Origin of the sequence: Brevibacterium metallidurans, assembly GCF_037101285.1 — a bacterium.
GTDB classification, from domain to species: Bacteria; Actinomycetota; Actinomycetes; order Actinomycetales; family Brevibacteriaceae; genus Brevibacterium; species Brevibacterium metallidurans.
On sequence record NZ_BAAAAF010000006.1, the window covers coordinates 50993 to 69345 of the forward strand.

Annotated in this window: 19 protein-coding genes; 1 reads left to right on the forward strand and 18 read right to left on the reverse strand. The window is 68.4% G+C overall.

Annotation, left to right across the window (positions count from 1 at the left end):
* Positions 1–2: 2 nt before the first annotated feature.
* The 16 genes from carA to rpsD all read right to left on the reverse strand — a co-directional run bounded on the left by carA (position 3) and on the right by rpsD (position 15332).
* Positions 3–1142, reverse strand: coding sequence for a glutamine-hydrolyzing carbamoyl-phosphate synthase small subunit (gene carA, locus AACX88_RS09335; protein ID WP_339392736.1), 1140 nt, complete (start codon positions 1140–1142; stop codon positions 3–5).
* A complete protein-coding gene (locus AACX88_RS09340; protein ID WP_339392737.1) occupies positions 1139–1633 on the reverse strand; it encodes a PH-like domain-containing protein in 495 nt (164 codons plus the stop codon). Before AACX88_RS09340 ends, carA begins: the two co-directional genes overlap by 4 nt.
* Positions 1618–2928, reverse strand: coding sequence for a dihydroorotase (locus AACX88_RS09345; protein ID WP_339392738.1), 1311 nt, complete (start codon positions 2926–2928; stop codon positions 1618–1620). The genes AACX88_RS09340 and AACX88_RS09345 overlap by 16 nt, the downstream gene beginning before the upstream one ends.
* Entirely contained in the window at positions 2921–3901 is a 981-nt protein-coding gene (locus tag AACX88_RS09350) for an aspartate carbamoyltransferase catalytic subunit (protein WP_339392739.1), read from the reverse strand. Before AACX88_RS09350 ends, AACX88_RS09345 begins: the two co-directional genes overlap by 8 nt.
* Complete coding sequence (gene pyrR, locus AACX88_RS09355) at positions 3898–4449, reverse strand: bifunctional pyr operon transcriptional regulator/uracil phosphoribosyltransferase PyrR (RefSeq protein ID WP_339392740.1); 552 nt, start codon at positions 4447–4449, stop codon at positions 3898–3900. Before pyrR ends, AACX88_RS09350 begins: the two co-directional genes overlap by 4 nt.
* Positions 4450–4561: 112 nt before the next feature.
* A complete protein-coding gene (gene nusB, locus AACX88_RS09360) occupies positions 4562–4969 on the reverse strand; it encodes a transcription antitermination factor NusB (protein WP_339392741.1) in 408 nt (135 codons plus the stop codon).
* Complete coding sequence (gene efp, locus AACX88_RS09365) at positions 4970–5530, reverse strand: elongation factor P (RefSeq protein WP_339392742.1); 561 nt, start codon at positions 5528–5530, stop codon at positions 4970–4972. It lies immediately after the preceding gene.
* A gap of 127 nt (positions 5531–5657) precedes the next feature.
* The gene (gene aroB / locus AACX88_RS09370) at positions 5658–6770 is read right to left on the reverse strand and encodes a 3-dehydroquinate synthase (protein ID WP_339392743.1); all 1113 of its coding nucleotides are present in this window, start codon (positions 6768–6770) and stop codon (positions 5658–5660) included.
* The gene (locus tag AACX88_RS09375) at positions 6767–7390 is read right to left on the reverse strand and encodes a shikimate kinase (protein WP_339392744.1); all 624 of its coding nucleotides are present in this window, start codon (positions 7388–7390) and stop codon (positions 6767–6769) included. Before AACX88_RS09375 ends, aroB begins: the two co-directional genes overlap by 4 nt.
* Entirely contained in the window at positions 7387–8586 is a 1200-nt protein-coding gene (gene aroC, locus AACX88_RS09380) for a chorismate synthase (RefSeq protein ID WP_339392745.1), read from the reverse strand. Before aroC ends, AACX88_RS09375 begins: the two co-directional genes overlap by 4 nt.
* Before the next feature lie 10 nt (positions 8587–8596).
* Positions 8597–9424, reverse strand: a complete 828-nt coding sequence (locus AACX88_RS09385; RefSeq protein ID WP_339392746.1) for a prepilin peptidase — start codon at positions 9422–9424, stop codon at positions 8597–8599.
* A gap of 11 nt (positions 9425–9435) precedes the next feature.
* On the reverse strand, positions 9436–10299 hold the full coding sequence (locus tag AACX88_RS09390) for a shikimate dehydrogenase family protein (RefSeq protein WP_339392747.1): 864 nt from the start codon (positions 10297–10299) through the stop codon (positions 9436–9438).
* Complete coding sequence (gene mltG, locus AACX88_RS09395; protein ID WP_339392748.1) at positions 10296–11423, reverse strand: endolytic transglycosylase MltG; 1128 nt, start codon at positions 11421–11423, stop codon at positions 10296–10298. Before mltG ends, AACX88_RS09390 begins: the two co-directional genes overlap by 4 nt.
* Complete coding sequence (gene ruvX, locus AACX88_RS09400; RefSeq protein ID WP_339392749.1) at positions 11420–11890, reverse strand: Holliday junction resolvase RuvX; 471 nt, start codon at positions 11888–11890, stop codon at positions 11420–11422. The genes mltG and ruvX overlap by 4 nt, the downstream gene beginning before the upstream one ends.
* Complete coding sequence (gene alaS / locus AACX88_RS09405; protein ID WP_339392750.1) at positions 11887–14541, reverse strand: alanine--tRNA ligase; 2655 nt, start codon at positions 14539–14541, stop codon at positions 11887–11889. Before alaS ends, ruvX begins: the two co-directional genes overlap by 4 nt.
* A gap of 191 nt (positions 14542–14732) precedes the next feature.
* Positions 14733–15332 carry a 30S ribosomal protein S4 gene (gene rpsD / locus AACX88_RS09410; RefSeq protein WP_339392895.1) on the reverse strand — a complete coding sequence of 200 codons (600 nt, stop codon included), beginning with the start codon at positions 15330–15332 and terminating at the stop codon, positions 14733–14735.
* Between the two features lie 594 nt (positions 15333–15926).
* Between rpsD and AACX88_RS09415 the strand changes: the two genes are divergently transcribed.
* Positions 15927–16481 carry an NUDIX hydrolase gene (locus AACX88_RS09415; protein WP_339392751.1) on the forward strand — a complete coding sequence of 185 codons (555 nt, stop codon included), beginning with the start codon at positions 15927–15929 and terminating at the stop codon, positions 16479–16481.
* 6 nt (positions 16482–16487) lie between these two features.
* Here AACX88_RS09415 and AACX88_RS09420 read toward each other — a convergent pair whose 3' ends face one another.
* Together AACX88_RS09420 and AACX88_RS09425 are read right to left on the reverse strand one after the other, a co-directional pair.
* A complete protein-coding gene (locus AACX88_RS09420) occupies positions 16488–17138 on the reverse strand; it encodes a response regulator (protein WP_339392752.1) in 651 nt (216 codons plus the stop codon).
* The gene (locus AACX88_RS09425; protein WP_339392753.1) at positions 17135–18325 is read right to left on the reverse strand and encodes a sensor histidine kinase; all 1191 of its coding nucleotides are present in this window, start codon (positions 18323–18325) and stop codon (positions 17135–17137) included. Before AACX88_RS09425 ends, AACX88_RS09420 begins: the two co-directional genes overlap by 4 nt.
* Between the last annotated feature and the right edge of the window lie 28 nt (positions 18326–18353).

Here is an 18353-nt window from a genome sequence, read left to right on the forward strand (position 1 = left end):
CCTTACGCGCGGGAGGACATGAGGTCGACGAACCGATCGAACAGGTAGTCCGAATCGTGGGGTCCCGCGGCGGCCTCGGGATGGAACTGGACGGAGAAGGCGGGCACGTCGAGGCACTGGAGTCCCTCGACGACGTCGTCGTTGAGGCACACGTGTGACACGGTCACCCGGCCCAGGGACTCATCGGCCGGCGCGATCGTCTCCCCGTGCAGGGGGGCGTCGACGGCGAAGCCGTGGTTCTGCGCGGTGATCTCGACCTTGTCGGTCGTCCGGTCGATGACGGGGACGTTGATGCCGCGGTGGCCGAAGGGCAGTTTGTAGGTGCCGAAGCCGAGCGCGCGGCCGAGCAGCTGGTTGCCGAAGCAGATGCCGAAGAACGGGATCCGCGCGGCGAGCACCTCGCGCAGCAGACCGACCTGGGCGTCCGCGGTGGCCGGGTCGCCGGGGCCGTTGGAGAAGAAGACGCCGTCGACGCCGAGAGCCTCGATCTCCTCGAAGGTGACGGTCGCGGGCACGACGTGGACGTCGATGCCGCGCTCCGCCAGCCGCTGCGGGGTCATCCCCTTGATGCCGAGGTCGACGGCGGCGACGGAGAAGCGCTTCTCCCCCACCGCGGGCACGAGTTCGGGTTCGGTGACGCTGACCTCTTCGGCCAACTGGGCGCCGGCCATCGGCGGGGTCGCGAGCACGGTCTCGAGCATGGCCCCGGGGTCCGCCGCCGCGGCGGGACCGGAGAAGATGCCCATGCGCATCGCCCCCTTGTCGCGGAGATGGCGGGTCAGCGCCCGGGTGTCGACGTCCTTGATGCCGACGATCCCCGCCTCGGCGAGGTGGGTCTCGAGGTCGCCTTCGGAGCGCCAGTTCGACGAGATCCGGGAGGCGTCGCGGACGACGTAGCCTGCGACCCAGATCTTCCGGGACTCGTCGTCGGTCGCGTTGACCCCGGTGTTGCCGATGTGGGGCGCGGTCTGGATGACGATCTGCCGGTGGTAGGACGGATCGGTCAGGGTCTCCTGGTAGCCGGACATCGCGGTGACGAAGACGGCTTCGCCGACGGTCTCCCCGACTGCTCCGTAGGCGGACCCGGTGAACGTGCGGCCGTCTTCGAGCACGAGGACGGCGGGAGTGGTGGAAAGTCTCATGGTGCCTCTACGATCATCTCTCTGATGCGGTTGACGGTGGGCGCGGTGTCGGCTGCGTAGCGGGCGCGGAAGCCGGTGTCGACGAGGGTCTCACCGAGGCGCCAGGTGATGCGGACGATGCCGCCGCGTTCGACGAACTTGCCGATCATCCCCGAGGTGGTGTCGACGGAGACGATGTCGGCGCGCGGGATGAGGAAGTCCTCCCGACCGGCGAGGTCCATGATCACTCCCCCGTCGGTGACGACGAGCTCTCCCGTGGTGCGGATGCCCAGGCCGTGGATGGCGACCCGGTCGAGCGGGTTGCCGGCCGTCGTCGTCGAGACGTAGGAGCCTTCGACGGGGTCGGCGATCGGGGTGATGCCCAGGTGCGGTTTGGCCGGGGCCGCGACCTCGGTCTGGCGGCTCTTGCGTCGGGTCCAGCCCCAGGTCAGGGCCAGCATGATGAGGACGACGACGCCGGCGATGATGAGGACGCTCACGCTTCTGTCCATGACGCTCCTGACGGGTGGGGTGTGCTCAGCGCACCGTTGGCGAGGACGCGGTGGCCGTAGAAGAACGTGTCGGTGACCTTCGTGCTCACCTCGATGCCGGCGAACGGGTTGTTCCGGCCTTTCGTGAGGTGCTCGGCCGGGGTGATCGTGTGCGGGGCGGCAGGGTCGATGAGGACGATGTTCGCACTCGCTCCGGTCTCGAGGCTGCCGTGCCCGGTCGCCCCCGTGATCCGGGCGGGTGCCTGCGACATCACGCGGGCGACGTCGCCGAAGTCGAAGTCGTGGTCGGCCATCGCCGCGACGACGACGGCCAGGGCGGTCTCCATCCCGACCATGCCCATCGCCGCGGCCGACCATTCGCCGCACTTGTGTTCGGCGGTGTGCGGGGCGTGGTCGGTGCCGACGACGTCGATCGTGCCGTCGGCGAGGGCCTCGCGCAGAGCCTGGACGTCGGCGTCGGTGCGCAGCGGCGGGTTGACCTTGTAGACGGGGTCGAAGCTGCGGACGAGTTCGTCGGTGAGCATGAGGTGGTGGGGGGTGACCTCGGCGGTGACCATGATCCCGCGCGACTTCGCCCAGCGGATGATGTCGACGCTGCCGGCCGTGGAGACGTGGCAGACGTGGAGCCGGGAGCCGACGTGCTCGGCGAGCAGGACGTCGCGGGCGATGATCGACTCCTCGGCGACGGCCGGCCACCCGGGCAGTCCGAGTTCGGCGGAGACGAGGCCCTCGTTCATCTGCGCGCCTTCGGTCAGGCGCGGTTCCTGCGCGTGCTGGGCGATGACGCCGTCGAAGGTCTTGACGTATTCGAGGGCCCGGCGCATGAGCAGCGGATCGGAGACGCAGATGCCGTCGTCGGAGAACATCCGCACCCGGGCCTCGGAGCGGGCCATCGCCCCGAGTTCGGCGAGCTGACGTCCCTCCAGGCCGATCGTCACGGCCCCCACGGGCACGACCTCGGTGTAGCCGGCGGTGCGTCCGAGCCGGTGCACCTGCTCGACGACGCCGGCGGTGTCGGCGACCGGTGCGGTGTTGGCCATCGCGTGCACGCACGTGTAGCCGCCGGCGGCTGCGGACTGGGAGCCGGTGAGCACCGTCTCCGCGTCCTCCTTGCCGGGTTCGCGCAGGTGGGTGTGCATGTCGACGAGGCCGGGCAGGGCGATGAGCCCGGTCGCGTCGATCCGCTCGGCCTCGGGGCCGAGCAGTTCGGGGTCGACGATCGTGCCGTCGGAGATCGCGAGGGTTCCGCGTCCGCGGCCGAGTATGTCGGCATTCTCGATGAGATAGTCAGTCAATGGTCTCCTCCTGACCGGTCAGCAGGCGGTAGAGGACCGCCATGCGCACGCTCACACCGTTCTCGACCTGGTCGAGGACGAGGGCGCGGGGTGAGTCCGCGGCGGCCGCGGAGATCTCGAACCCGCGGTTCATCGGGCCCGGGTGCATGATGAAGGCCTCCTGCGGCAGGCGGCGCAGCCGTGCCTCGCTCAGCCCCCACAGCCGGGAGTACTCGCGGGCGTTGGGGAAGAACGACTCGTGCATCCGCTCGTGCTGGACGCGCAGCATCATCACCGCGTCGAAGTCGACGGATCCGAGTGCCTGGTCGAAGTCGTAGTGGATCGTCACCGGCCAGGTCTGCGCTCCCCAGGGCAGCAGGGTGGGCGGGGCGATGAGGTGGACGTCGGCGCCGAGGCGGTGGAGCAGGTGGACGTTCGAGCGGGCCACCCGCGAGTGGAGGATGTCGCCGACGACGGCGACCTTCGCCCCGTCGAGTCCCAGCCCGCGCGGTCCCTCCCCGGCCGCACCCGAGGCGGGGAAGCCGCCGAGCGCCCGGCGCAGGGTGAACGCGTCGAGCAGGGCCTGCGTGGGATGTTCGTGGGTGCCGTCGCCGGCATTGACGACGGGCACGTCGATCCAGCCGGTGTCGGCCAGCCGCTGGGCGGTGCCGGCCGCGGAGTGGCGGACGACGATCGCGTCGGCGCCCATCGCGGAGATCGTCTGCACGGTGTCCTGGAGGCTCTCGCCCTTCGACACCGAGGAGCCCTTCGCGGAGAAGTTGAGGACGTCGGCGGAGAGTCGTTTGGCGGCGGCTTCGAATGACAGGCGGGTGCGGGTGGAGTCCTCGAAGAAGAGGTTGACGACGGTGCGTCCGCGCAGCACGGGCAGCTTCTTCACCTCGCGCGTGCTCACCTGGGTCATCTCCTCGGCGATGTCGAGGATGCCGATCGCGTCCTCCCGTGAGAGCGAGGAGGTGTCGAGCAGGTGCTTCATTCGCGGCCTCCCGAGATCGTCACCGCGTCGTGCCCGTCGATCTCGGACAGGGCGACGTTGACGCGTTCGCTGCTCGACGTCGGCAGGTTCTTGCCCACATGGTCGGCGCGGATCGGCAGGTCGCGGTGGCCGCGGTCGACGAGGACGGCGAGCCTGACCTTCGCGGGCCGGCCGAGGTCGGAGAGCGCGTCGAGGGCGGCTCTGATCGTGCGCCCGGAGAAGAGGACGTCGTCGACGAGGACGACGGTCCGGCCGTCGATGCCGGCCTCGGGGATCCGGGTGGGCTCCGGGGCGCGGTAGGCGCCCGAGCGCAGGTCGTCGCGGTACATCGTGATGTCGAGGCTGCCGACGAGGTTCGGCGCGGTGGCGGGACGATCGGAGATCTCAGCGATATGGGCGCCGAGGCGGTCGGCCAGGGGGACCCCGCGCCGCGGGATCCCGAGGAGGACGAGGTCGTCCGTGCCCTTGTTCGATTCGATGATCTCGTGGGCGATGCGGGTCGTCGCCCGGCGCATGTCTGCGCCGTCGAGCACTGTTCGCTCTGTCATGTCTGCCCTTCTCCGCCTCTCTGGACGGTGGTTAAAGGAGCGTGTCCAGCCCAAGTCTAGCGCGTGGCTCGGGCGGCTGGAGCCGCTGCGTCCGGAGACCGGACGCAGCGGTTCAGATCAGGGTGGGTTTGACGTCGAGGATGCGCGAGAGCAGCCCCGAGACGAACCCCGGCGAGTCGTCGGTGGAGAACTGCTTGGCCAGGGTCACAGCCTCGTCGATCGCGGCGGTGTCGGGGACCTCGTCGTTGAACAGGATCTCCCACGTGCCGATCTCGAGCAGCGCCCGGTCGACGGCGGGCATCCGCTCGAGCGTCCAGCCCTGAGCGTAGGTGGAGATGATCTCGTCGATCTCCTCCCGCTTCGCCTTCACCCCGTCGACGATCTCGACGGCGTAGGGCTTCATCGGGTAGGCGGGGTCGTTCGAGCGCATCGCCACGACCTCGTCGATGTCGAGTCCCCGCTGTCCGGCTTCGAACAGGAGTTCGAGGGCCCGGCGACGGGCCCGAGAGCGTGCCGACACTTACTTGACGCGACCGAGGTAGTCACCCGTGCGGGTGTCGACCTTGATCTTCGTGCCCTCTTCGAGGAAGAGGGGAACCTGGATCTCGTAGCCGGTCTCGAGCGTCGCGGGCTTCGAGCCGCCGGTCGAGCGGTCGCCCTGGAGGCCGGGCTCGGTGTGGGAGATCGTCAGCTCCACGGAGGCGGGCAGTTCGACCGACAGCGGGGTGCCGTCGTGGAAGGAGACCTGCAGCTCCTGGTTCTCGAGCATGTAGTTCGCGGCGTCGGCGACGAGGGCGGACGGGATCGTCACCTGGTCGTAGTCCTTCGCGTCCATGAAGACGTAGTCGGAGCCGTCATGGTAGAGGTACTGCATGTCGCGGCGGTCGACGTTGGCGGTCTCGACCTTGGTGCCGGCGTTGAACGTCTTGTCGATGATCTTGCCGGAGATGACGTGCTTGAGCTTCGTGCGGACGAAGGCCGGTCCCTTGCCGGGCTTGACGTGCTGGAACTCCAGCACCTGCCACAGCTGGTTGTCGAGGTTGAGCACGAGACCGTTCTTGAGGTCGTTGGTTGTCGCCACTAATCCGTCCTTCTTCACATCATCGTCCCCGTCGACGCGGTCGCTACGGGTGAGGCTGTTTGCCGATGAACGATTCTACCAAGCCCGCACAGGCCTCGTGAAACCACGCGGCCTGTGCGGGTGCATCTCACAGCGCGGGCCCGAGCAGCTTCCGCGGGGACTCCTCGCCGATCTCCTGGTAGGCGGTGTGGAGCAGGGAGACGTCGGGGATCTCCACCGTCGCCGGCGACCCGACGTCGGACAGGAGCACCATCCGCAGCATCGACCCGCGGGACTTCTTGTCCCGCTTCATCGTCTCGAGCAGCTGCGGCCAGACGTCGGAGCGGTACCCGGTGGGCAGGCCGAGCTTGGACAGCAGTGCGCGGTGCTCGTCGACGACCTCGGCGGGCAGGCTCCTGACCATGGCGGCCACCTCGGCGGCGAAGACCATCCCGACGGACACGGCCGCACCGTGGCGCCACTGGTAGCGCTCCTTGTGTTCGATCGCGTGGGCCAGGGTGTGGCCGTAGTTGAGGATCTCCCGGCGGCCGGCCTCGGTGAAATCGCCGGAGACGACCTCGGCCTTGACGGCGATCGCGCGTTCGATGAGTTCGCGCAGCACGGGTCCGTCGACATCGCCGATCTCCTCCCGCGTGTGGTCGCGGATGAGGTCGAGGATGACGGGGTCGGCGATGAAACCGGTCTTGACGACCTCGGCGAGGCCGGTGAACAGTTCGTTCTCCGGCAGGGTGCGCAGGGTGTCGAGGTCGGCGAGCACACCTGCCGGGGCGTGGAAGGAGCCGACGAGGTTCTTGCCCTCGGCGGTGTTGATCCCCGTCTTCCCGCCGACGGCGGCATCGACCATGCCGAGGACGGTGGTCGGGATGTGGATGACGCGGATGCCGCGCAGCCAGGTCGCGGCGACGAAGCCGCCGAGGTCGCTCACCGCTCCCCCGCCGACGGTGACGATCGCGTCGGTGCGGGTGAAGTCGGACTGGCCGAGGACCTGCCAGCAGAAGGCGGCGACCTGGATGTGCTTGGCCTCCTCGGCGTCGGGGATCTCGGCGACGATCGCGTCGAGTCCCGTCGCCGCGAGGTCGTCGCGGACCGTCTCCCCGGTCGTGCGCAGGGCCCGGGGGTGGATGACGAGGACCTTCTCCACCTGCGGCCCGAGCAGTTCGGGCAACTGGGAGAGGAGTCCGTGTCCGACGAGGACCGGGTACTTCCCTCCTGCGTCGACGTCGATCGTGGTCACGCTCATGTGCTCTCCTTCGTCTGTTGGTACTTCGCGTACTCCTCGGCGCGCTGGAGGCCCGTGAGCACGTCGACGATCCGGTTGACCACGGTCGACGGCGGCGAGCTCGAGGCCTGCACGCGGAAGGTCGCGACCTGTTCGTAGAGGGGTTCGCGATCGGTCACGAGCGCGAGCCAGTTCTCCACCGGGGTGCCCGCTCCTTTGAGGAGCGGCCGGTGAGGCGCGTTGAGGCGGGGGGCGACGGTCTCGACGTCGATGTCGATGTGGACGACCTTGATCGCGGGGTGGAGCAGCTGGGCGCGGGTGCCGGAGTTGAGTATCGCTCCCCCGCCGAGGGAGACGATGCCGGGCCGGTCGAGGAGACGGCGCAGCGCCCGACGGACGACTTCGCGTTCGAGCGTGCGGAAGTGGTCCTCGCCGCGGTGTTCGAAGATCTCGGCGATGACGCCGTAGCGGTCGACGATGTTCGCGTCGGTGTCGATGAGCGGCAGGGCCAGGCGGTCGGCGAGCAGTCTGCCGATCGTCGACTTCCCGGCCGCCGGCGGACCGGTGAGCACGATGCGCGAATGCGCGGCGGGCACCGGTTCGAGCGGCGGCACCGGTTTCGGAAGCGGGTGCTCGTTCATCGTCCGATGCGGAGGTTCTCCGGAATGGCGGCGAGGTAGCCCTCGAGGTTCCGCTTCGTCTCCGCCACGGAGTCGCCGCCGAACTTCTCGACGACCGCCTCGGCGAGGACGAGGGCGACCATCGCCTCGGCGACGACGCCGGCAGCGGGGACCGCGCAGACGTCGGAGCGCTGATGGTTGGCCTTCGCCGGCTCCCCGGTGGAGACGTCGACGGTTTTCAGGGCGCGCGGGACCGTGGCGATGGGCTTCATCGCCGCGCGCACCCGCAGCGGTTCGCCGGTGGACATGCCGCCTTCGGTGCCGCCTGCCCGGTTCGAGGACCTGCGGTAGCCGGAGCCTGCGACGAGGATCTCGTCGTGGGCGGCCGAACCCGGACGGGTCGCGGTGAGGAAGCCGTCGCCGACCTCGACGCCCTTGATCGCCTGGACGCCCATGAGGGCGCCGGCCAGGCGCGAGTCGAGGCGGCGGTCCCAGTGGACGTGGGAGCCGAGGCCCGGCGGCAGGTCGTACGCGAGGACCTCGACGACACCGCCGAGGGTGTCACCTGCCTTCTTCGCGTCGTCGATCTCGGCGACCATGCGGGCGGAGAGGTCGGGGTCGAAGCTGCGCACGGGGTCGCCGTCGAGGGCGTCGACGTCGCTTGCCCGCGGCAGCGGGGCGTCGGCGCCGGGGGCGTTCTCGACGCCGCCGATGGCCACGGTGTGAGAGACCATGGTGATGCCGAGTTCGGCGAGGAACTTCGCGGCGACCGTGCCGAGGGCCACGCGCATCGCGGTCTCACGGGCAGAGGCGCGTTCGAGGACCGGCCGGGCCTCGTCGAAGCCGTACTTCTGCATGCCGACGATGTCGGCGTGGCCGGGACGCGGGCGGGTGAGCGGGGCGCTGCGGGCCTGACCGTCGAGCTCGGATTCGTCGACGGCGTCGGCGCTCATCACCGTCTCCCATTTGGGCCATTCGGTGTTGCCGACTTCGATCGCCACGGGTGAGCCGAGCGTCTTGGCGTGCCTGACCCCGCCGAGGATGCGGACCTCATCGGCTTCGAACTTCATCCGTGCGCCGCGGCCGTAGCCCAGTCGGCGCCTGGCGAGGTTGACGCGGATGTCGTCCCTGGTGATGGGGATATGGGCGGGAAGCCCTTCGATGATCCCGATCAGCGCTTCGCCGTGGGACTCTCCTGCAGTCAGCCATCTCAACATTCCACCGATTCTATAGAACGAACGGTGCCGACACCGACCCCACCCACAATCCGGTCAGCATCGCGGGACCGAATGCGATCGTCACCCCGGCCAGACTGCCGGCGCGCAGTCCCGCGAGGATCGCCCACACGCCGGCGATGAGCATCGTGAGGACGAGGACGAGCGCCGGGGCCCACGGGTCGACGAGACCGGCGAGGCCTGCGACGACGAACGCGAGCTTGACGTCGCCGAGACCCATCGTCGGCCGTCGGAGCACGCGGCCGAGGAGGTGGAGGCCGCCGAAGAGGGCGAGCCCTGCCGCGGCCCAGGCGAGGGCGAACCACCACCTCGGCGAGGCGCCGAGGAGGATGCCGGTGACGATCACAGCGCATGTGAGGCCGATGAGGGGGTAGACGATCCGGTCGGGCAGACGCCGGACGAGGAGGTCGGTGACGATGAGGACCGGGGTGGCTCCGGCGACGGCGCCGAGGAGGAGGACCGTGAGTGCGAGGTCGACCCAGTTCGGTGCCAGCGGGGCGAACGTGGTCCCGCTGCCGGGTGCCGTGGCCGTCCAGGCGAGGGCAGTGAGGAGGTCGGAGGCCACGCTGAGGGCGGCGGCCCCGGCGATGAGCACGCCGATGAGGACGAGCAGCCACGGGCGGAAGGCGCGGGATCCGGTGACTTCGGCTGAGTGGGAGGCGTCGTGGAGCCAGCGCGCCGGGGTCGTGACGAGGAGGATCGCGGTGAGGGCCGCGAGAGCCATGGACACGACGATGAACAGGGCCGCGGCAGGCAGTCCGGCCGCGGCGGGCAGTCCGGCTGCGGCGGGCAGCCCCTCTGCTGCGGTCAGTCCGGCCATCGACGGCTCCGTCAGCTCGCGCGGTCGAGGACGGCCGAGTGCATCGCCGCAGCGACCGTCTCCAGCTGGGCGTCCGTCGGTTCGGTGCCCGTGGCGGCGGTGAGGAAGAGCGCGAACTGGGCGACGGCCTGCTCGACGAGCATCGCCGTGCCCGGCACGGGTACGTACCCGTGTGCGGCGGCGGAGGCGAGGAACGCCGAATCCGCGGCGTAGGCGACATCGAGCGCCGCACCCGAGCCCGCGTCCCAGCTCAGGGCGGGGGCCGCCTCGGCGGGCAGGGTCGAGACGACGATCGCGGAGGGACGGATCGTACTCAGCTGTCCGATCGACAGGGCGAACCCGAGGCGGTCGGCGAGTTCGGCGGCGGACTGTGCGCGGGAGGGATTCCGCACGAGGAGGTCGACCTCGGTGATCCCAAGACGATGACACGCGAGCAGCGCCGACCGGGCGGTGGCTCCGGCCCCGAGGATCGTCGCGCGCGACGCACTGTCGCTCGTCAACCACGGCGCACTGTCGCTTTCCGCCAGTGCCGGTGTGAGGGCGCGGACGATGCCGTCGACGTCGGTGTTGGCCACCGTCGGCGGGGTGGTGGCCACATACGTGTTCGCGACCCCCGTCGCCTCGGCGGTCTCCTCGATCCGCCAGCCCCGCTCACGGGCGAGGTCGACGAGACGCTCCTTGAGCGGCATCGTCAGGGAGAATCCGGTGTGCTCGGGGTGGGCGTCGAGGAAGTCGGCGAGGTCCTCCGAGCCGAGTTCGGCCCGGGTGTACTCACCGTCGCCCAGCCCGAGGGCTGAGAACGCGGCGCGGTGGAGGGCCGGGGAGAGCGAATGCGCGATCGGCCGGCCGAGCACCGCGGCGCGGACGGGACTCACCCGTTCTTCTCCCGCAGCCACTTCCGGTACTCCTCGACGTTCTTCTGATGCTCTGAGTACGTGTTGGCGAACTTCGTCTCCCCCGTGTCGGGGTTGGTCGCGACGAAGAACTGCCACGTGCCGTCGGCGGGGTTGAGTGCGGCGTCGACGGCGCCGGCGCTCGGGGAGTTGATCGGCCCGGGAGGCAGGCCCTTCTTCTTGTACGTGTTGTACGGACTGTCGGAGTTCCGCTCCTCCTTCGTCGTCGTCAGGTCCGCGCGGGCGCCGAAGATGTAGGCGACGGTGGCGTCGGACTGGAGCAGCTGACCGGTCTGCGACTTGTCCGAGATCCGGTTGAGGAAGACGCGGGCGACCTTCTTCCGGGTCTCCTCGTCGCCGGGCGATTCGACCTCGACGAGGCTGGCGAGGGTGAGGATGCGGTTGGCGTCCTTGTTCGCGATGCCGGCGGTCTCGAGTTCGAGCTTCGTCTTCGCGACCATCTCCTTGACGATGTCCTCAGCGGTCTTCGCCTTGTCGAGGTCGTAGGTCGCCGGGTAGAGGTAGCCCTCGAGGCTGGGGGCGTCGACCTCGAGGCCGTAGTCCTTCGGGGTCTTGTCGTCAATGGCCTTGTCGACCGCATCGGGCTGCATCCCGGATTCGATCATCGTCGCTTTGATCTGCTCGATCTTCCTGCCTTCGGCGATCGTCATCTTCGGAGGTTTGATCGGGTTGACGAGTGCGTCGACGGCGGCCTTCGAACTCATCTCCTTGCGCATGATCACCGGGCCCGCCTGGATCGTGACGTTGCGGCGTTCGACTTCCTTGAGGAAGGGCTTGGAGTCCTTGATCACGCCTTCCTCGACGAACTGGTTCGCCACCGACCGGGCCGACGAGCCGGGTTGGATCTCGAGGGTGACCTCGCTGGTGCCGTTGCCCTCGTAGTCGGCGCCGCCGCCGAAGAGGTCGTCGACGACGCCGCCGGCGGCGCGGATGCCGAAGAAGCCGCCGAGGCCGAAGACGAGCACGCAGATGAGGACGATGACGGTGGTGCGCCGTTTGCGCATCATCCGCCGCCGCTTCTTCGCTTTGAGCTCTGCGCGTGAGAGCCCTTCGTCTTCCGAGAACTCACCGGGGAACGGAATCATTGCTCACTCTCCTGTGGGGGCAGTTCGCGGCCTGCGGGGCTGCCCGTGTTGCGTTCGGACTCGAGCGCGTTCTGCAGAATGATGACGGCCGCCTGGGCGTCGACGATCTCACGGCGCTGGCGGGAGCTCTTGCCGGCCGCGGCCAGCGAGTTGTGCGCCTCGACGGTGGTGAAGCGTTCGTCGACGAGGCGGATGGGCACATCGGTGTCGATCCGGCGCGCGAAGTCGAGGGCGGCGCCGGCCGCGGCCCGGGCCGAGCCGTCGAGTGACCGGGGGTCACCGGCGAGGATCTCGATCGGCTCGTATTCGGCGATGATCTCCTTCAGCTGCCGCAGGGCCGCGGGTTCGTCGGTGCGGCGGACCACGGTGAGCGGGGTCGCGAGGATCCCGTCGGGGTCGCAGGCCGCGACCCCGATCCGCACCGAGCCGATGTCGAGGCCGAGTCGTCGGCCGCGCCGGAATGTCACGTGAGGGCCGCCTTGACCGCGGCGATCGCCGCGGGGATCTGCGTGGCGTCGCTGCCGCCGCCCTGCGCGAGGTCGGGTTTGCCGCCGCCTCCCCCGCCGAGGGTGGAGCTGGCCAGGGAGACGAGCTTGCCGGCCTGCGCTCCCGCGGCCCGGGCCGCCTCAGTGGTGGCGATGACGACGACGGGCTTGCCGCCGGCCACGCCGATGCCGAGGACGACGGCGGCGCGGTCGCTCACCCGGGCGCGGAGGTCGGTGACGATCGTGCGGACGTCTCCGCCGCTGGCGACCTCGCCGAGGTCGGCGACGACGAAGAGGTGCTCTCCCACGGTTTCGGCGGCCTCGAGGAAGCGTCCGGCCTGGGCGAGCAGCTGCTGGGAGCGGAGCCGGCCGATCTCCTTCTCCGCGTCCTTGAGCTTCGCCATGAGCTCGGAGACGCGGTCCTTGACGTCGGTGCCGGGCACCTTGAGCATGTCGGAGAGGGCGGAGACGATGGTGCGTTCGGCCGCGAGCGACCGGAACGCGTCCATGCCGACGGCGGCTTCGATGCGGCGGACTCCGGAGCCGACGGAGGCTTCGGAGAGCACGGAGATCGGTCCGACCTCCGCCGAGGCGCCGACGTGGGTGCCGCCGCACAGCTCACGGGAGAAGGGTCCGCCGATGTCGACGACGCGGACGATGTTCGGGTACTTCTCTCCGAACAGGGCCATCGCGCCCGAGCGCTTCGCGTCCTCGAACGGCAGGTATTCGGTGCCGACCTGGTAGTTCGAGCGCACAGCGAGGTTGGCGACGTCTTCGATCTCGCCGCGCATCTGCGCGCTCGGGGCCTCCGGGTAGGAGTAGTCGAAGCGCATGTAGCCGGGCTGGTTGAGCGAACCGGCCTGGACGGCGTGGGTGCCGAGGATCTCGCGCAGGGCGGCGTGGACGAGGTGCGTGGCGGTGTGCGCCTGCGAGCCCTGGAAGCGGTGGTCGTGGTCGACGGCGGCGAGCACGTCGGCGCCGACGGGGATCTCCCCGTCGACGACCTCGATGCGGTGGGCGGCGAGGCCCTTGACCGGGTTCTGCACGTCGAGGACGCGGGCGGTGAAGCCGTCGCCGGAGATCAGCCCGACGTCGGCGCGCTGGCCGCCGGATTCGGCGTAGAACGGGGTGAGGTCGAGGACGAGGTCGCCGGTCTCCCCGGTGGTGAGCCTGTCCCGGGATTCGCCGTCGACGACGATGCCGCGGATGCGGGAGTCGGCTTCGAGGTCGTCGTAGCCGACGAATTCGCTCGCCCCGCCCTCGAGGAGTGCCGAGTAGGCGGAGAGGTCGGCGTGCGCGCCGCCCTTCTTCGCCTTCGCATCGGCCTTTGCGCGGGTGCGCTGTTCGGCCATGAGCGTGCGGAAGCCGGCTTCGTCGACGTTGACACCGTGTTCGGCAGCCATCTCGAGGGTGAGGTCGATCGGGAACCCGTGGGTGTCGTGGAGGGCGAAGGCGACGTCGCCGGAGATCGTCTTGTCCGCGCTGCCGAGCTTCTCGTAGGCGGATTCGAAGAGCTGCGTGCCGGATTCGAGAGTGCGCAGGAACGCCGTCTCCTCGGCGTAGGCGATGCGCGAGATCCGGTCGAAGTCCGTTTCGAGTTCCGGGTAGGAGTGCTTCATCGCGTTCATCGACACGGGCAGCAGGGAGGGCATGACCTCGGTGGTGACGCCGAGGAGGCGCATCGCACGCACGGCACGGCGGATGAGGCGGCGGAGGATGTAGCCGCGGCCTTCGTTGCCGGGGCGCACGCCGTCGCCGATGATCATCAGGGCCGAGCGGACGTGGTCGGCGACGACGCGCATCTGCACATCGGAGTGGTGGTCGGAGCCGTATTCGCGGCCCGAGAGGCGGCTGGCCTCGGCGATGACGGGGAAGACCTCGTCGATCTCGTACATGTTCTCCACGCCCTGGAGGAGGAATGCGACGCGTTCGAGGCCCATGCCGGTGTCGATGTTCTTCGCGGGCAGTTCGCCGGCGATGTCGAAGTCGACCTTCGTGCGGACCTCGGAGAGTTCGAACTCCATGAACACGAGGTTCCAGATCTCGATGTAGCGGTCCTCGTCGGCGATCGGTCCGCCTTCGGCGCCGTAGGCGGGGCCGCGGTCGAAGTAGATCTCCGAGCAGTAGCCGCCGGGGCCGGGCTGGCCGGTGTGCCAGAAGTTGTCCTCGTTGCCGCGCAGCTGGATGCGCTCACGCGGGACCGAGGTCTCCTCGAGCCAGAGGTCGATGGTCTCGAGGTCGTCCTCGTGGACGGTGGCCCAGAGCAGGTCGGGGTCGAAGCCGAGTCCGCCCTCGGCGGTCGGGGCGGTGAGCAGTCCCCACGCGTAGCGGATGGCTTCGCGCTTGAAGTAGTCGCCGAAGGAGAAGTTGCCGTTCATCTGGAAGAACGTGCCGTGGCGGGTCGTCTTGCCGACCTCTTCGATGTCGGCGGTGCGCACGCACTTCTGCACGCTCGTGGCGCGGAGGAAGGGGGCGGGCTCACGTCCGGTGAGGTACGGGATGAACTGCACCATGCCGGCGATGTTGAAGAGGATCGAGGGATCCGAGCTGATGACCGACGCCGAGGGCACGACGACGTGTCCGTTCGCCTCGAAGTAGTCGAGCCAGCGCTGTTTGATCTCTGCCGTCTTCATCCATGGCCTTTCACGTGGTGCGTCGTGGCGCGGTGCGGGTGTCCGCGCTGCGTCTGTGCTGGTGCGTGCGTTCCCGCACCGATTCCAGACTAGTTTAATTGCTCACCATCACATTGTGGTGTGCGGCGGTCGCGGGGTGAATGCACGACTGCCCGGAACGCGGACGTTCCGGGCAGTCGTACGATCGTGGCTCAGCGCGAGTAGAACTCGACGACGAGCTGCACGTCGCAGGTGATCGGGACTTCGTCGCGCTTGGGGCGACGGAGCAGGGTGGCCTGCAGACCCTCGAGGTTGACATCGAGGTATCCCGGAACTGCGGGGAGGACGTCCTTGTGTCCACCGGCGGCGGCGACCTGGAACGGATCCATGTCGGCGCTCTTGGTGTGGACCTGGATCGTCTGGCCTTCCTTGACGCGGAAGGACGGACGGTCGACGCGCTGGCCGTCGACGGTGATGTGGCGGTGGACGACGAACTGGCGCGCCTGCGCGATCGTGCGGGCGAAGCCGGCACGGAGGACGAGGGCGTCGAGACGCATCTCGAGGAGCTCGACGAGGTTCTCACCGGTCAGACCTTCGAGGCGCTTGGCCTCCTTGTAGGTCTTGAGCATCTGGGCTTCGCGGATGCCGTACTGGGCGCGAAGACGCTGCTTCTCCTTGAGGCGGACCGAGTAGTCGCTGTCGTTGCGGCGACGGGCGCGGCCGTGCTCGCCTGGAGGGTAGGGGCGGCGTTCGAAGTACTTCTCAGCCTTCGGGGTCAGCGGCAGGCCGAGGGCGCGCGAGAGGCGGGCCATCCGGCGGTTACGTGCTGGTGCTGGCACTGGGTTACCTTTCCTAAGGTGCGGGTCGTCCCGGCAGGCTTCAGTCCTCGCCCTGGTCGGAACCGTTGTTTCCCCGGTTGGGAAAGAGGGATTGAGCGTCGAGAACCGCTCGCACCGACCGCCTATTCATATGAGGCACAACAGCAGACCATCTTAGCGGATTCCGGGCCTCCCCGGCAATGCCGCGCCCGCGTCGTGACGACCGTCACCCCGCTGCACTCCTCCCCTGCTGGCACTCCCCCGAAACTCCCGCGCCCCTCCACCGCCGCCTCCACTGCTGCCGGCACTCCACCGCCGCCTCCACTGCTGCCGGCACTCCAGCGCCCCTCCACTGCTGCCGGTACTCCAGCGATCTTCCCCTGATGCCAAGAAGTCCGAGCACCCGGACATGTTCGCAGCGCCTGGACATCACGCGAACGTGCACACAGCCGCCCAGACCATCGCGACCAAGAAGTCCTAGCGCCGCGCACATGTCCGCGACGCTAGGACTTCTTGTGTGCACTCCCCCACTGCGGCCGCCGACCAGACGTCGCCGCCCCGTTGCTCGCTCCCACTATGATTCCGACCATGCACGAACCGAAGTGGACTTTGCATGAAAAGCGTGAAGCGTACCGCGGTCATGTCGTGCTCAGCGAACACGAGGTCGGACTGCCGAACGGCGATCGCATCCGCTACGAGGTCGATGAGTCTGTGCCGTTCACCGTTGCGGTTCTCGGAATCACCGAGGCGGGAGACATGCGTCTGGCACGCGAGTTCCGCTACCCCGTCGGGCGCTGGATCTTCGATCTTCCTGGAGGCGGCGCCGAGGCGGGTGAGAGCCCGATCGAAGCCGCCGGGCGCGAGTACGAAGAGGAAACGGGCTTCATCCCCCTCGACCTCGAGCACCTGTACACGTTCAGCCAGAATCCCGCTCGGCTCGCCTACCCGATCCACCTCTTTGTCGCCCGCCGATTTGCGGTCGGTGAACGTGTCGCCGATGATCCGCAGGAGGACGTGCGTGTGGTCGAGATGCCGGTGGCCGAATTCGATGCCATGGTCGGTCGCGGCGAGATCATCGATCCGCCGCTGCTTATCAGCCGGATGATCGCGGCCGCGAAGGGATTGCTTCCCCGCGTGGGCTGATCAACGTCACCGCGGGTCGACGAAGCCGGTTTCGAAGGCGCGGATCACTGCCTGCGTGCGGTCGCGCGCTCCGAGCTTGAGGAGCACGCTGCTGACCTGGGATTTCACGGTCTCGACGGTGACGTGGAGTGCCTCGGCCACCTCGGAGTTGCTCTTCCCCGCGGCGATCTGTGTGAGGACCACCTGTTCCCGTGGGGTGAGGACGTGCTCGATCTCACCCGTGCTTCGCCGAGGCGGCGCCCCGTGTTCGGCGACGACCCGGGCCAGCGAATCCGGGAAGACGACGCTGTCGCCTGTTGCGGCGATGGAGATGGCCTCGGCGATCTTCAGGATCGGCCAGCGTTTGAGGAGGAAGCCGCGTGCGCCGACGTGCATGGCGCGGTAGACGTAGTCGTCAGAGTCGAAGGTGGTGAGCACAAGGACGGCTCCGGTGAAGCCGGAGTCCGCCGCCAGCTCTTCGGTGGCACTGAGTCCATCGCGGCCGGGCATTCTCACATCCATGAGGACGACATCGGGCGCGTGGTGCCGGACAGCGTCGATGCCGGTGTCGCCGTTGTCGGCTTCGCCCACGACACGCAGGTACGGAAATTGTGAGAGCGCCCCGACGAGTCCCGAGCGGATGAGCGGTTCGTCATCGACGATGAGGAGGTCGATCATGCTGAGATATCGACGTTGCGGGCGGGAATGCGCACATCGAGGATGAACTGGTCAGCGATGACCGATGTCGATGCAGAACCGCCGAGCAGCCGGGCGCGGGCTTCGATGCCGTGCAGTCCTCTGCCGCCGCGGCGATCATTGTTCCCGGCAACTGGGTTGCTCGTCAGCACGTGCAGTCCGCGATCATCATCGGTGACGGTCAGGCTGAATTCACGCGGACTTGCGTACCGCAGCGCGTTGGTCAGCGCTTCCTGGACGATCCGATAGAGCGCTTGCGAGCGGTCGGCAGAGATCTCGAGGTTGAGCGGGACGTCAACGTCGACGAGAAGACCCGCGCTCCTGGCGTCATCGATGAGGTCACCGATGCTACGCAGATCTCGCGCCTGCTTGAGCGCACTCGCCTCACCCGTTCTCAGCACCCGGAGCACGTCGTCGAGATCGGCTTGAGCCCTGCGACAGACAAGCAGGATCGTAGAGAGCGCGTCATCGGCGCAATCGGGGTCGTCCATGAGAACGGCACGTCCCCGTTCCGCTTGCAGGCTCGCGATCGTCAGGGTGTGACCAAGCGAGTCATGGATATCGCGTGCGAGATCGCTCTGGGCTTCGAGCCGTTCTCGGTCTGCTTCGCTCTCAGCGAGCTGCTTCTCGAGATTCGGGCCGAGAAGCTGACGGGCGACCATCGGCAGGCAGCAGATGAAGGTGGTTGCCCAGATTGCAGAGATGAACAGGATCAGCGCGAGGACGATCCGGGTCTCCGACCACGTCACGATTTCGAGATAGTTCTCGATTGCATCCGACCAACTCAGCGACCACTCAAAAACGCGTTCGGTCCGCCAGGAGAGTTCGCTGATCACAATGGGAACACTGATGATGCAGAGCAACGAAGACAAGCCGGCCATCAGGTGCAGCAGGGTGAAGACAGCCGAATTCCCGTACGTCCTCGAACCCGCCTCCCGGTCTACCTCGGTGCCGAGCAGCTTCGACGCGATTAGACGTTCGAACCGGTGGGCGCCCGGGACGAGGCAGAGAAGAAAAGCGATCAACGAACCCGATATGGCCACGAAGGCGATCTCTATGGGCTCGACTGCGCGATAGATCCAGACCAGGATCATCATCATCGGAACCGCGACGGCGACAGAAGGGAGCATGAAGAGCGTACGGGCGAGGAAAGGGTGTCTTCTGATCATGCTTCAATCCTCGATAATGTCGGTAGCC